The organism is Streptomyces sp. NPDC017095 (assembly GCF_044332325.1).
Lineage (GTDB): Bacteria > Actinomycetota > Actinomycetes > Streptomycetales > Streptomycetaceae > Streptomyces.
This window is the reverse complement of the sequence record NZ_JBIROU010000014.1, coordinates 55,540-68,871: the sequence shown is the minus strand read 5'-3', so window position 1 is coordinate 68,871 and position 13,332 is coordinate 55,540. Positions and strand designations below refer to the sequence as shown.

General features: G+C 76.6%; 10 protein-coding genes. 4 read left to right on the top strand and 6 right to left on the bottom strand.

Annotation, left to right across the window (positions count from 1 at the left end; all coding sequences use genetic code 11):
• The first annotated feature begins 147 nt into the window (after window positions 1-147).
• Window positions 148-2,037 (top strand): FUSC family protein, encoded by a 1,890-nt coding sequence (locus ACH4OA_RS25965; RefSeq protein ID WP_397971235.1) that lies wholly within the window; start codon window positions 148-150, stop codon window positions 2,035-2,037.
• A 133-nt stretch (window positions 2,038-2,170) separates the two neighbouring features.
• Window positions 2,171-3,208, top strand: coding sequence for a lactonase family protein (locus tag ACH4OA_RS25960; protein WP_397971233.1), 1,038 nt, complete (start codon window positions 2,171-2,173; stop codon window positions 3,206-3,208).
• Between the two features lie 151 nt (window positions 3,209-3,359).
• On the opposite strand, the gene ACH4OA_RS25955 is transcribed toward ACH4OA_RS25960, so the two are convergent.
• The 4 genes from ACH4OA_RS25955 to ACH4OA_RS25940 form a co-directional block, all read right to left on the bottom strand.
• A complete protein-coding gene (locus ACH4OA_RS25955) occupies window positions 3,360-4,286 on the bottom strand; it encodes a sirohydrochlorin chelatase (protein ID WP_397939470.1) in 927 nt (308 codons plus the stop codon).
• A gap of 164 nt (window positions 4,287-4,450) precedes the next feature.
• Complete coding sequence (locus ACH4OA_RS25950) at window positions 4,451-5,425, bottom strand: N-acetylglucosamine kinase (RefSeq protein WP_397971230.1); 975 nt, start codon at window positions 5,423-5,425, stop codon at window positions 4,451-4,453.
• Window positions 5,422-6,099, bottom strand: coding sequence for a uracil-DNA glycosylase (locus tag ACH4OA_RS25945; protein WP_397939467.1), 678 nt, complete (start codon window positions 6,097-6,099; stop codon window positions 5,422-5,424). Before ACH4OA_RS25945 ends, ACH4OA_RS25950 begins: the two co-directional genes overlap by 4 nt.
• Window positions 6,100-6,221: 122 nt before the next feature.
• Window positions 6,222-7,310 (bottom strand): WD40/YVTN/BNR-like repeat-containing protein, encoded by a 1,089-nt coding sequence (locus ACH4OA_RS25940; RefSeq protein ID WP_397971228.1) that lies wholly within the window; start codon window positions 7,308-7,310, stop codon window positions 6,222-6,224.
• A 270-nt stretch (window positions 7,311-7,580) separates the two neighbouring features.
• Between ACH4OA_RS25940 and ACH4OA_RS25935 the strand changes: the two genes are divergently transcribed.
• On the top strand, window positions 7,581-8,174 hold the full coding sequence (locus ACH4OA_RS25935) for a hypothetical protein (protein ID WP_397971225.1): 594 nt from the start codon (window positions 7,581-7,583) through the stop codon (window positions 8,172-8,174).
• A gap of 438 nt (window positions 8,175-8,612) precedes the next feature.
• On the opposite strand, the gene ACH4OA_RS25930 is transcribed toward ACH4OA_RS25935, so the two are convergent.
• Together ACH4OA_RS25930 and ACH4OA_RS25925 are read right to left on the bottom strand one after the other, a co-directional pair.
• Window positions 8,613-10,613: a HEAT repeat domain-containing protein gene (locus ACH4OA_RS25930; protein ID WP_397971222.1), complete on the bottom strand. Its 2,001-nt coding sequence runs from the start codon at window positions 10,611-10,613 to the stop codon at window positions 8,613-8,615.
• A 142-nt stretch (window positions 10,614-10,755) separates the two neighbouring features.
• Window positions 10,756-12,417 (bottom strand): DNA alkylation response protein, encoded by a 1,662-nt coding sequence (locus ACH4OA_RS25925; RefSeq protein ID WP_397971220.1) that lies wholly within the window; start codon window positions 12,415-12,417, stop codon window positions 10,756-10,758.
• A 72-nt stretch (window positions 12,418-12,489) separates the two neighbouring features.
• Between ACH4OA_RS25925 and ACH4OA_RS25920 the strand changes: the two genes are divergently transcribed.
• Window positions 12,490-13,248, top strand: coding sequence for a PaaX family transcriptional regulator C-terminal domain-containing protein (locus tag ACH4OA_RS25920; RefSeq protein ID WP_397971217.1), 759 nt, complete (start codon window positions 12,490-12,492; stop codon window positions 13,246-13,248).
• Window positions 13,249-13,332: the final 84 nt, after the last annotated feature.

Sequence of the window (13,332 nt, the reverse complement as noted above, 5' to 3'; positions counted from 1 at the left end):
TACGGTGCGCTGCTGGGCCAATGGCACGGCGATCCGGGCCGGACTTGAGCCAGTGACGCCGGTGATGCTCTCATGGACGTGTCGATGGCGCTGCGGATCCCCGCGGCGCCTTTTCCGTACCGGTGGTCTCCCAGGGGAGGGCGGCAAGTGCTGAAGAGGATGTTCGTGGCTCCGGACCCGGGACGGGCGCGGCTGCGCTTCGCCGCGCGGGCCGTCCTCGGCATCGGGCCGGCGGTCGTGGTCTGCTTCCTGGCCGGGCACTCCCTCGCCGGTGCGGTCACCGGCGGTCTCGCCGCGCTGCTCGCCCTGTTCACCGTCGCCGACCCGACCGTGCGCGGCCAGGCGGTCACCACCGCCCTGCTGCCCGCCGTGGGGCTCCCGGTGCTCGCCGTCGCGGCCGGGCTGCACGACCGGCCCGTCGCCCGCGACCTGGCGTTCCTGGCCGTCGTCGGCGCCGGCGTCTACGCCCGCCGGTGGGGCCCGCGCGGACACAGCCTCGGCGTGTTCGCCTTCATGACCTTCTTCGTGGCCCAGTTCCTGCACGCCACCCCGGCCCGGCTGCCCGAGCTGTACGCCGCCGTCCTGCTCTCCGTGGCCACCGCGGCCGCCGTACGGTTCGGGGTGTGGTGCTACGAGCGCCGGCTCCCCCCGGCCGCCGTACCCGCCCCGCCCGGCGGCACCGGGCTGGCCCGGGTGACCACCCGGCAGGCCGTCCAGGCGACCGCCGGCGCCGGTTTCGCGCTCCTCCTGGGCCAGCTGGTGTCCGGACAGCGCTGGTACTGGGCCGTCGGCGCCACCTGGTGGATCTTCGTCAACACCGCCTCGCGCGGCGAGACCCTGGTGCGCGGCTTCCGCCGGGTCCTCGGCACGGTGATCGGCATGGGGCTGGGCTTCCTCGTCGCCGTCCCGGTGCACGGCGCGCCCGTCCCGACGGCCGTCCTCGTCGCCGTCTGCGTCTTCGGCATCTTCTACACGGCCGCCGTCTCCTACACCTGGATGATGCTCTGGGTGACCCTGCTCGCCGAACTCCTCTACGGCCTGCTCGGCGTCCTCAGCCCCGGGCTGCTCGGGCTGCGGCTCGCCGAGACCGCCGTGGGCGCGCTCGGCGCCGCGCTCGCGGTCGCCCTGGTCCTGCCGGTCACCACGCACGCCACCACCGACGCCTGGATCCAGCGGGCGCTGCGCTGTGTGCACGCCTGCACCGCCGAGGCCGCGGCCCGCCTGGCCGGCTCCGCCACGGCCGACCCGGCGCCCCGCGTGGCCGAGCTGGAGCAGCTGCTCGGCCGGGTGCGGCTGTCGGTGGCGCCGCTGGTGCACCCGCTGAACCCGCTGGCGGCGCGCAAGGCGCGGGCCCGCCGGGTCCTGGCACTGCTGGACGACTGCGCCCGCGAGATCCGTGGTCTGGTGGCGGTCGCCGCCGACCCGGAGGCGTCCCACGACGCCCGGCTGGCCGCCGCCTGCTGGCGCGTCGAGGCGGCGGTCGAGGCCCTCACCGCGGGCCGCGCCGCCCCGACGCCCCACCCGGCAACAAACCCGTCCCCGACCTCCGTGCCCGCTCCCGCGCCGGCTTCCGCGTCCGGGCCCGCGGTGGCCGCGGCGCCTGGTCTCGCGCCGGCTTCTGGGTCCGGGTCCACGGTGGCCGCGGCACCTTCTGGGTCCGGGTCCGCCGTGGTGGCGGCGCCCGGTCTCGCGTCGGCCTCCGCATCCTGCCTCGCGGCGGTCCCGGTGCACGGCACCGCCTCGGCCTCTGGGTCCTGCCTCGCGGCGGTCCCGGCCCCCGCCCGCGCCTCGGCTTCCGCGCATGACCTCACCCCGGCCCCCGCGCACGACCTCACCCCGGCCCAGGCGCACAGCGCCCCCGTACCGATTCCCGCGCCCCGCCCCGCCCCCATCCCCATGCCGGACTCCGCGGACAACGTCGCCCTGTCCCGTCCGCACGGTCCCGCGCTGGTCCATCTGCATGGTCTGGAGCGTGCCCTCGCCGATCTCGCGGAGCCGCTGCGCAGGCCCGCCGGGGCCCGGCTGGTCCGTGCCTGAGCGGGGCCGGCGGCGAGAGGCACCGCGTGACGAACCGCCCGGCCGGCCCGCCCTCTTGGTCTAGACCGCTACGGACCGGCTGCTACCGTCGGCCCCGGAGCGGCACGACCGGCTCGACCGAGAGGGGACAGCGGTGGCACAGGACGGCAGGGCGGGCGGACGCCGGGCGTTCATCGGATCGTTCACGGCGGCGGGCGGCCCCGGCCTGGTGACCGCCCGGCTCGCGGCGGACGGCGGGGCCCTCACCCTCGGCGCCGCCCTCAAGGACGTACCCGACCCCTCCTACCTCGCCCTCGCACCGGACGGACGCACCCTCTACGCGGTCAGCGAGACGGCCGAGGGAGCCGTCGCCGCCTACCGCGTCACCGGCGACCGCCCCGAACCCGCCGGCGCACCGGTGCCGGTGGGCGGCAGCGGACCCACCCACCTCGGCGTGTACGCCGGGCATGTGCTGACCGCCAACTACGGCTCCGGCAGCGTCACCGCCGTACCCGTGCGCCCGGACGGCACGCTCGCCGCTGCGCCCTCCGGACGGCTCCAGCACACCGGCTCGGGACCGCACGACCGGCGCCAGCGCGGCCCGCACGCCCACCAGGTGCAGCCCGACCCGAGCGGCCGGTGGGCCGTCAGCGTCGACCTCGGCACGGACTCCGTCCGGGTCTGCACGCTCGTCGGCGGCAGCCCCGCCGTGCACCGCGAGTTCGCCCTGCGCCCGGGCTCAGGGCCGCGCCACCTGGCCTTCCACCCGGACGGCGAGCACGCCTACGTGGTCAACGAGCTGACTCCCACCGTGACCGTGTGCCGCTGGGACGCCCCGACCGGCTCGCTCAAGCCCCTCACCGAGGTCCCCGTGCTGCGCGACGCACCGGCCGGCGACGCCTACCCCTCGGGGATCGCCGTCTCGCCCGACGGCCGCTTCGTGTGGACGGCGACCCGCGGCGAGGACGTCCTGTCGGTCCTCGCCGTCGAGGCGGACGGACTGCGGCTGACCGGCACGGTGCCCTGCGGCGGGCACTGGCCACGCGCGCTGACCCACCACGACGGCTACCTCTACGCGGCCAACGAGCGCTCCGGCGACGTCTCCTGGTTCGCCGTCGACACGGCCACCGGCACACCCCGCTACGACGGCTCCGTACGCGTCCCCGCCGCCTCCTGCGTCGTCTTCGGCTGAACACACACCGGGCCCCCGGACGGGCCACACCGCCCGGGGCACGGCGAAGGGCCCGCTCCGGGCAGGAGTGGGCCCTTTCGCGGTACGGATGCGGATGCCGCGTGCCGGTGGCCGGCGCGGTACGGAGGCCGCGTGCCGGTGGCCGCAGGCGTCAGCGGACCGGTGCGCCCTGCGCCGGCTGCGGGGCGATGCCCAGCGCCGTCGTGTACTTGGCGAGCGCCAGCTTGCCGATCGCCGGGTAGGCGCCGAGCGCTTCGGCGGTGGCACAGCCCGCCTCCTCGGCCGCGGCGGCCAGCAGCCCCGGCTCGATCTCCGGACCGACCAGGTACGGCGCCAGGGCGAGCTGCTGCGAACCGGCGGACCGCAGCTGCTCGGCCACGGAGGAGATGGAACCCTCCTGGTCCAGCGCCGCAGCCATCACCGGCACGGCCAGGCGCGCGGCGAGCAGCATGCCGGTGATGCCGGCCGCCTGCACGGCCTCCTCGCCGCCCACGGTGGCCAGGACGATGCCGTCGGCGGCGGTGGCCACGGTGAACAGCCGGGCCCGGTCGGCGCGGGCCAGACCCGCCTCGGACAGCCGCACGTGCAGCGCCTCGGCGAGCAGCGGGTGCGGGCCCAGCACATCGGTCAGCTCGGCGGCGGCCCGGCTGTCCATCACGGACTGCCGGACGCGGCGCAGCAGCGCGCCGTCCGGACCGGCCAGCAGCGGAACGACGACGGCGTCCGGGCCGTCGGACTCCTTGGCTCCCTCGACCCCGGCGGCGGCCGCCCGCTCGCGCCGCGCGGTGCGCTCCCCGGCGGCGCGCGCCAGCACGGAGCGCAGCGTGGGGAACTCGGCGTCGTCCCCGTCCACATACCCGATCCGGGCGTCCAGGCCGGGCAGTTCGGAGCGGGCGATGCTCACGACCTCCTCGGCGAGGCTGCGCGTGGCGGGGCTGGGCGCACCGGGCACCGCGAGGACGAGCGCGGGCGCGCCCTCGGGAGCCACCAGCGGTTCCGGGCGGCGGTGCCGTCCGGGCTGGCGGGGTCGCGGCATTCGTACGGGCAGGCCGGACGCGGGTCCAGTGGGGGAGCTCATGGCGCCGCATGTTACTGGTTTCCTGCGCTCCGCCGTTCGGGGAGGGTGCAGGTGAGCGGTATCCGTCCGGTTTTGTCTGATGAGTTACGCGGGCGGGACACCCCCGTTCCGGCACATGCCGGGCACATGGTCCGCACCGGGGCAGAACCGCTCATGCCGGAAGCTCAGTCACCTCCGGTACGGGTCACGCAGAGCAGCGCCGGTTCGTCCGGCAGGAGGAGCCGGCCCGCCGCCAGATCCGTAGCGATCCGCACCGCGCCGTGCAGCGGGTCGCCCTCGGCCGGCACCTCCCGGGCGTGCGGCAGCCTGCGGGCCAGTTCCTCCCGCACGGGCGCGAGGAGCGGCTCGCCCATGCGGAACAGCCCGCCGGTGAGCGCCACTTCGGGTGCGCCGTCCGCCGGGCACACGGCGGCGGCGGAATCGGCCAGGTGCCGGGCCGCCGTGCGCAGGATGTCCGCGGCGACCGGGTCGTGCGCGGCGCACTCGGCCACCCGGGGCGCGAACGAGGCCAGTACGGCGGCCCGGTCGTCCCGCGGGTAGAGCAGGCCGGGCAGGCCGCGCACCGGGCCGAACCGCTCCTCGGCGCGGGCCAGCAACGGCGCGGAACCGCCGTCCCGGCCGTCGTGGGCGCGCAGCGCGGCCTCCAGTCCGGCCCGCCCGATCCAGGCACCGCCGCCGCAGTCGCCCAGCAGATGCCCCCAGCCGTCGGCCCGCCGCCAGCCCGTCAGGTCCGTGCCCACCGCGATCACTCCGGTGCCCGCGGCCAGCACGGCGCCGGGCCGCGCCCCGAGAGCGCCGGCGTACGCGGTGACGGCGTCCGCGGCGAGCGCCACACCGCGCACCCCCAGCTCCCGGGCGAGCGCGCCGGGCAGTTCGGCGCGCAGGGCGTCGCCCAGGCTGGCGAACCCGGCGGCCCCGACGACGGCCGTGCCCAGCGCGTCCAGTCCCGCCTCGGCGGCCAGGGCGCGCGCCACCGGGACGAGCTGCTCCAGCAGGTGGTCCGGGTCGAGGCCCCGCGCACCGGTGCGGACCGGTTCCCGGGTCTCCCGCCGGGCCGAGGGCTCCCGCCCCGGCACCCCGACGGCGATCCGGAGGCCGGAACCGCCGGAGTCCACGGCGAGATACCCGGGGACGGTCACGGCAGGCGCCAGTCCACCGGCTGCCCGCCCTGCTGGACCAGCAGGTCGTTGGCCCGGCTGAACGGGCGCGAACCGAAGAAGCCGCGGTCGGCCGACATGGGCGAGGGGTGTGCGGACTCCACCGCCGGCAGACTGCCCAGCAGCGGACGCACGTTGCGGGCGTCGCGGCCCCACAGGATCGACACCAGCGGCTTGCCGCGTGCCGCCAGCGCCTTGATCGCCTGCTCGGTGACCTCCTCCCAGCCCTTGCCGCGGTGCGCGCCCGGGCTGCGCGGCGCCGTGGTGAGCGCCCTGTTGAGCAGCAGGACGCCCTGCTGCGCCCACGGCGTGAGATCCCCGGTGGACGGCTGGGGCAGCCCCAGGTCGGCGTGCAGCTCCCGGAAGATGTTGATCAGGCTGGGCGGCAGCGGGCGTACCTCCGGAGCGACGGAGAACGACAGCCCCACCGCGTGCCCCGGGGTCGGATACGGGTCCTGGCCTACGATCAGGACCCGCACCTCGTCGAAGGGCTGCTGGAAGGCCCGCAGGACGTTCGGTCCGGCCGGGAGGTAGGTGCGTCCGGCGGCGATCTCCGCGCGCAGGAAGTCGCCCATCACGGCGATCCGTCCGGCGACGGGTTCGAGGGCCTTCGCCCAGCCCGGTTCGACGATTTCATGCAAGGGTCGTGGTGCCACGGGCGTCACCCTACTGCCGCACACCCGTCGGCGATCAACCGTTGGCCGGAGCCCGGCCGGCGTCCGCCTCGCCGCCGGTCCGCCCGTGCGCCTGTCCTCGCCGGCGGGCGGGGCGGGTGCCGTCATCCGATCACCGCGGCCCGTACACAGAGCACGTCCGGCAGGTGCGCGGCCAGCAGCCGCCAGCTCTCGCCCTCGTCGGCCGAGGCGAAGAGCTCGCCGTTGCGGTTGCCGAAGTACACCCCTGCCGGGTCCGCGTCGTCCGTGCACAGGGCGTCGCGCAGCACCGTGCCGTAGTGGTCCTCCGCCGGCAGTCCCTCGCTGAGCGGCTCCCACGACCCGCCCGCGTCGGTGGTGCGGAAGACCCGGCAACGGCGTCCGGCGGGCACCCGGTCGGCGTCCGCGTTGATCGGGAAGACGTACGCCGTGCCGCCCCGGCGCGGGTGCGCGGCCACCGCGAAGCCGAACGTGGACGGCAGGTTCCCGCCGATGTCGGTCCACCGCGCACCCGCGTCGTCGCTGCGGTACACCCCCCAGTGGTTCTGCAGGTACAGCCGGTCCGGGTCGCGCGCGTCCCGGGCGACCTTGTGCACGCACTGGCCGAACTCCGGGTACGGGTCCGGCAGGAACACCGCGGACACCCCGGAGTTGGACGGCGACCAGCTCGCGCCGCCGTCCGTCGTGCGGTACACCCCCGCCGCCGAGACGGCCACCGTCACGGACCGCGGGTCGCGTGCGTCGGTGAGCACCGTGTGCAGGCCCTCACCGCCCAGGCCCGGCACCCACCGGGAGCGGGTCGGGTGTTCCCACAGCGGCCGGACCAGCGTGAAACTCTCGCCGCGGTCCTCCGAGCGGTACAGCGCGGCCGGTTCCGTGCCCGCGTACACCACGCCGGGCTCGGCGGCGGCCGGGTGGAGCTGCCAGACGCGCTCCAGACAAGCGCCGGTGTCCTTGGGGAACTTCACGGCGGGCCGCGCCGGTTCGGTCCAGTTGCGGCCGAGGTCGTCGGAGTGGAAGACCGACGGGCCCCAGTGCGTGCTGTCACCGCCGGCCAGCAGTCGGGGCCGGGGCTCGCGGGTGTCGAGCGCGACCGAGTACACGGCCTGTGCGTTGAAATACGGACTTTCGTCGAACTCCCAGGGGCCGCCGCCCCGTCGCCGTCCGATGAAGAGGCCTTTGCGGGTGCCCACCGCGAGCAGTACCTCGGCCATGCCGGTCACCTCCGGGACGCCTTTGTCCGGGTTGTCATCAGATAGCGGCCAGTGTGCACCCCAGCACTGACAATCACCCCCACAACGGTCGTCCGCGCAGGTCACGGCCTGTGTCGCCGCCGGGTGGCCAAGATCGGCCGGTTCCGTCGCCGAGCACCTGCGCGAGAGGGGTGTCCCGTGCGACCGTCGGGTAACGGCTCGTCGTGAGCAACGGAGCGATCCCTTCCGTAGAGAAGGGCGGTCCGGCCGGTCGGTGCGCTCGTGAGGAGGATGCCCTTGAAGGCGTTCCGTGGTCCGAAGGCGTGGCTGTGGCGCTGGCGGCGCAACCCGCTCAAGCGCCGGGCCGACGTGGTGGAGGCCTGGGTGGTGCTCGGTGCCTGTCTGCTGACCGTCCTGGGCGGGGTGCTGGCGGGCCTCGCGGCGGCCGGTTCGGTGCAGCACGCACTGGCCCGGGAGCGGGATGGCCGGCGGCCCGCGGCGGCCCGGGTCGTCGAGAAGGTCCCGGACACGGCCCCCGCCCGCAACAGCCGCTCCTCCGGCGGCGGACGGGTCTGGGTCCGGGTCCGCTGGACGGCGGCCGACGGCTCCGCGCACACCGGCCGGGTCCGGATGCAGCCCGGCGCCGAGGCCGGTACGCCGGTCACCGTGTGGACCGACCGGCGGGACCGGCTCGTGAACAGGCCCACCTCCGTCGCCGAGGCCGCGTTCCGGGCGACCCTGATCGGCATCCTGGTCGGCGTCAGCGCCGCCGCCGTCCCCTGCGTCGGCGGCCTGGCCCTGCGGGGCCGTCTGGAACGCCGCCGCCTCCAGGAGTGGGACACGGAATGGGCCCGCCTAGGTCCCCAGTGGGGCCGCACGGTCTGACCCCACGCCCGGGACCACCCCGCCACCCCGGACGCGGCAGCCACCGGAACCCGCCCGAGCGTGACAGCCACCGCCACCCCACGGCCCCGGGCACGGCAGCCACCGGCCCCAGCGATCCGGCGCGGCGCCCACCGGGGCTCCCCGGCCGGGGTACGGCAGCTCACCGGGGCCCACCTGTCGGGCGTGGCGCCCACCGGCACCCCGCCGGCCCGAATACAGCAGCCACCGGAACTCACCGGCCCAGGCGCGGCAGGCCACCGGCACCCACCGCCCCGGGCGCGGCAGTCACCGGGACTCCCCGGCCGGGCGCGGCGCCCAGCGGCCCGATACGGCAGCCACCGGAACGCATCGCCCCAGGCGCGGCAGCCCACCCGGCTCACCGGCCGCACGCGGCGGTCACCGGTCCACCGTCGCAGCCACGTCTCTCACCCGTTGCCTCTAAAACCCCCGAAGTCCCCCCAGCACCCCCCGGCACCCGCGCAGCAGTTCCTCGTCGTCGGGGATGGCGTGGGTGGTGTCCGGGGACCGGTGGGCGGTGTGGCGGCGGGGGCTGCTCAGTTCCGTGGTGAGCAAGTCGTGCAGCGGCGCGGCGGCGGGGCCCATCGCGGTCAGGCAGTCGGCGATGGACAGGCGGGTGCCCGGCGCCGCCGGCCAGGCGGCACGGAACACGGGCACGACCGGCTCCGGGTCCCCGCCGATGTGCCACAGCGCGCACGCGACCGGTACGCGCTCCGGCAGCGGCCCCGACCGTACGAGCCGGTGCAGAAGGGGCAGCGCGGGGCGCGCGGCCGGGCCCAGCCGGCCGAGCTGGCGTGCGGCGCCGAGGCGTATCCGCGCGTCGCCGTGGGACAACTCGCGCAGCAGCACGGGGAGGACGGCGCCGGTGTCGCCGTCCGCCGACCACAGCGCGCCCGCCGCGGTGGCCGCGTGCCGGGTGGTGAGCAGGGCGCGCAGCGCCGGTGCCGCCTGGGCCGCGGCGCCCAGTTCCGTCAGTGTCCCGATCAGCCGGGGGACGAGCGCGTCCCGCGCGCCCGGTCCGCCGGGTGCCCCGGAGAGCAGCCGCAGCAGTTCGGGCACGGCGTGCCGGTCCCCGATGGCTCCCAGCGCCGTCAGCAGCGGCGCGGCGAGCCGGGCGGCGGCGGGCGAGGCCAGGGGGATGCGGGCGAGCCGGTGGCGCAGCGCGGGGGCGAGCGGGGCCGCGGCCCGGCCGAGGTGCGCCGCCTCGCGGCCCAGCTCCTCGGGTGCCGCCGGACCCGCCAGCAACTGGGCGAGGGCCGGGACAGCGCGCGGATCGCCGCTTCTGACCAGCGCCTTCAGCGGACCGCCCAGCGTGGGCGGGCAGCGCTCCCAGCGGTGGGTCCACAGGTCGGGCCGGGCGGTCACCAGCGCGTGCAGGGCGTCCGCCGCGGGCGCGGCCAGGGTGTACAGCTCCGCCAGCACGGAGACCGTCGAGTCCCGTAACCGGTCCTCCTCGGTGTCCAGTTGGTCCCCGAGCAGCCGCACCGGAGCGTCGTACGCGCCGCGCCAGCCGCGGAACAGCCCCGCCGACATCCACACGCCGTTGCACCGGTCCACCGGGTCCGGACTGGTCAGCTGGCCGGTGAGCAGGGCGATCCGGTCGTCGACCCGGTCACCGAGCGCGCCGTGCAGGGTGCGCAGCAGGGCGGCGCCCTGTTCGTCGGAGGGGCGCAGCCGCCGTATCCGGCCCACCAGCGTGTCCGGGCCGGGGTGTTCCCCGGCCTGCCGGCGCTGCGCGGAGCGCTGCCGCAGCAGCCGGACCGCGGTCGGCACCAGGTCGGCGGGGAGCCGGCCGGGTGCGACCAGCGCGAGCCGGCCGAGCGCCGCGAGCCGCAGTCCCGGCGGGTAGGGCGGTGCGCTCCGTTCGGCCAGCAGGTCCACCGCGCCGGCGGCGTGCGCGGTGTGCCGGCGGGCGAACAGGCCGAGCGCTTCGACGAGGGCCGGCAGCACCCGGTCGTCGTGCTCGGCCCGCAGCCGCCGCCGCAGCAGTTCCAGGATCCGCGCGGGCTCGTCCAGGAAGCGCACCAGGGCCCCGGCCGCCGCCCGCCGCACGGCGGGGTCCGGGTCCCCGACGAGCACGGCGAAGGTCTCGGCGCCCGCGCACACCGCCGCCCGCGCGCGGGGGTCCCGCGCCGTCTCCTCCTCGCCGTCCCCGCCGATGCTGACCAGCAGTTCCACGATGCCGCCGCGGTCCGGCACCTCCTCGCGCGCCGCCAGCGCGAACAGGAACGGGACACAGGCCGGCGTCGCGTCGAACACCCTGCCCTCGTGGTGCACCGCGCCGTACATCCCGTCGAGCGCGGTCGCCCGCTCGGCGGTGTCCGCGGACGCCAGGGCCCGCAGCCGGCCGGGCAGGTCCTCCGCGCTGCCGTGCGCGTGCCGCAGCGAGGCCCAGTCGACCTCGTCGATCCCCGTGAACACGTTGTCCTCCCCAGACGAGTGCCACCTGAGCGCGAGTGTGCACCACGGCACCGACAACGGTACGCGTCCGGCCGCTGACTGTGTGCGATCCGTCGGTGGTCACCGGCCACGGCAGGGCGGTGGCGGACTCCCGCGCCAGGAGTCAGTCGCCGCCGGGCAGGGCGCGCGCCAGGATGGCGTCGAGTCCGGTGCCGGCGGGCAGGGTGCCGAACGCGTGCCCCCAGTCGCCGCCCAGCCGGGAGGCGCAGAAGGCGTCCGCGACCGGGTGCGGGGCGTACCGGACGAGCAGGGACGCCTGGAGGGCGAGCGCCATCCGCTCGACCAGCCGGCGGGCGCCCGCCTGGTCGGTTCCGGCCACCTGGTCCTTGAGCGCGGCCACGGCCGCGTCCAGGCGGGCGTCGGCCCCGCGCGCGAGGGCGAGTTCGGCGAACAGCGCCTGGGCGCCGTCCTGTTCCCGGCCGAGGGCGCGCAGCACGTCGAGCGCGTTGACGTTCCCGGAGCCCTCCCAGATCGACAGCAGCGGGGCCTCGCGGTAGTGCCGGGGCATCCCGGAGTCCTCGACGTAGCCGTTGCCGCCCAGGCACTCCAGGGCCTCGGCGGTGAACGCCGGGCCGCGCTTGGTGACCCAGTACTTGCCGACGGCGGTGGCGACGCGCCGGAAGGCCCGCTCCCCGGCGTCCCCGCGCACCGCGCGGTCGGCCGCGCCGGCCAGCCGCAGCGTGAGCGCGGTCGCGGCCTCCGACTCCAGCGCGAGATCGGCCAGGACGTTGCGCATCAGCGGCTGTCCGAGCAGCCGGGCACCGAAGGCGCTGCGGTGCCGGGCGTGGTGGCCGGCCTCGACCAGCGTCTTGCGCATGAGGGTCGCCGAGGCCATCACACAGTCCAGCCGGGTGCAGTTGACCATCTCGATGATGGTCTTCACGCCCCGCCCCTCCGGGCCCACCAGCCAGGCCACCGTCCGGTCGAACTCCGGTTCCGAGGAGGCGTTGGAGCGGTTGCCCAGCTTGTCCTTCAGCCGCTGGATGCGGAAGGTGTTGCGGCTGCCGTCCGGCAGGACCCGCGGCACCAGGAAGCACGACAGCCCGCCCGGTGCCTGCGCGAGCACCAGGAAGAGATCGCACATGGGCGCCGACGTGAACCACTTGTGCCCGCGCAGCGTGTACACGCCCGGTTCGCCGGTGGGCGTCGCCGTGGTGGTGTTCGAGCGCACGTCGGAGCCGCCCTGCTTCTCCGTCATGCCCATCCCGGCGAGCAGTCCGGGCTTCTCGGCGGGGACGCGCAGCTCCGGGTCGTACTCCCGGCTGGTGAGCAGCGGCTCGTACACCTTGGCGAGTTCCGGCTGGGCGCGCAGGGTGGGCACGGCGGCGTACGTCATCGAGGTGGGGCAGCCGTGTCCCGCCTCCGTGTGCCCCCACACCAGGCCGCCCGCGGTCCGGGCCACGTGCGCGCCCGGCCGGTCGTCGGCCCACGGGGCGCCGGCCAGGCCCTCGGCGACCGCCGTCCGCAACAGGTGGTGCCAGCTGGGGTGGAACTCGACTTCGTCGACGCGGTGGCCGTAGCGGTCGTGGGTGCGCAGCACCGGCTCGTGCCGGTTCGCCAGCCCGGCCCACTCCTGCGCCTGCACGCTGCCGGCGCGCGCCCCCAGCCGCCGGACGTCCGCCTCCGCCCAGTCCGCGCCCTCCCGGCGCAGCCCCTCCAGCAGGGCCGGGTCGTCGGAGGCGTCGTACGGCGCGAGCGGCGGGGGCTGGTTGGTGACGTCGTGCGTGACGGACTGCGGCTGCGGCTGCGCGGGAAGCGAGACCATACCCAGCATGTTGCACTCTTTCCGCGGTCGTAGCAATGTTGCAACAACGGGTGGCACGTACAGTACGGACCCATGCGCATGAACGTTTCGGCGGAACCGGACCCGGCGGGGACGCGGCCGCTGTCCGCCCGGTCGGTGGTGCTGAGCCTGCTGCTCGGCACGCACCCGCCGCGACTGCCGGTGAAGGACCTGGTCCGGCTGGTGGAGCCGTTCGGGGTCGGCGGCTCCACGCTGCGGGCCGCGCTGAGCCGGATGGTGGCCGCCGGGGACCTGCGCCGCGCGGACGGCTTCTATCGGCTCAGCGACCGGCTGCTGGACCGCCAGCGCCGCCAGGACGACGCCGTACACCCCCGCACACGCGTGTGGGACGGTGACTGGGAGATGGTGGTGATCACGGCGACCGGCCGCGGCCCCGCCGAACGCGCCGGCCTGCGCGCCCGGCTGGCCGCGCTGCGCCTGGCCGAACTGCGCGAGGGCGTGTGGCTGCGCCCGGCCAACCTCGACCGCCCGCTGCCCGCCGAGGTGCACCGGGTGGCGCTGACGTACACGGCCCGTCCCGGCGAACCGCCGCGCGAGCTGGCCGCCCGGCTCTGGCCGCTGGCCGGCTGGGCGGCCACCGCGCGCGCCCTGCTCGCCCGCGCGAGCCGCGCCGACCACCCGGCCGACCGGCTCGGCGCCTACGCCGCGGCCGTCCGCCATCTGCTCGCCGACCCGGTCCTGCCGCCCGCGCTGCTGCCCGCCGACTGGCCGGGAGGGGAACTGCGCGCCGCGTACGCCGGATACCGGCGGGAACTGGCCGCTTTCCTCGGAGCGCGGGACGCCGTGAGCTGACCGGCAGGAGCGTCCCGCACGGCCCGCCGAACACGCTTGCGGGCAACGGCGGTTGCCGGACACGTGCTTGTCAGGCAGGTCGGG

Excerpts from the sequence above, each read along its gene's own strand:
- ACH4OA_RS25920 (WP_397971217.1), top strand. The coding sequence starts at position 12,490 with ATGCGCATGAACGTTTCGGCGGAACCGGACCCGGCGGGGACGCGGCCG.
- ACH4OA_RS25935 (WP_397971225.1), top strand. The coding sequence starts at position 7,581 with ATGCCCTTGAAGGCGTTCCGTGGTCCGAAGGCGTGGCTGTGGCGCTGG.
- ACH4OA_RS25925 (WP_397971220.1), bottom strand. The coding sequence starts at position 12,417 with ATGGTCTCGCTTCCCGCGCAGCCGCAGCCGCAGTCCGTCACGCACGAC.
- ACH4OA_RS25940 (WP_397971228.1), bottom strand. The coding sequence starts at position 7,310 with ATGGCCGAGGTACTGCTCGCGGTGGGCACCCGCAAAGGCCTCTTCATC.
- ACH4OA_RS25955 (WP_397939470.1), bottom strand. The coding sequence starts at position 4,286 with ATGAGCTCCCCCACTGGACCCGCGTCCGGCCTGCCCGTACGAATGCCG.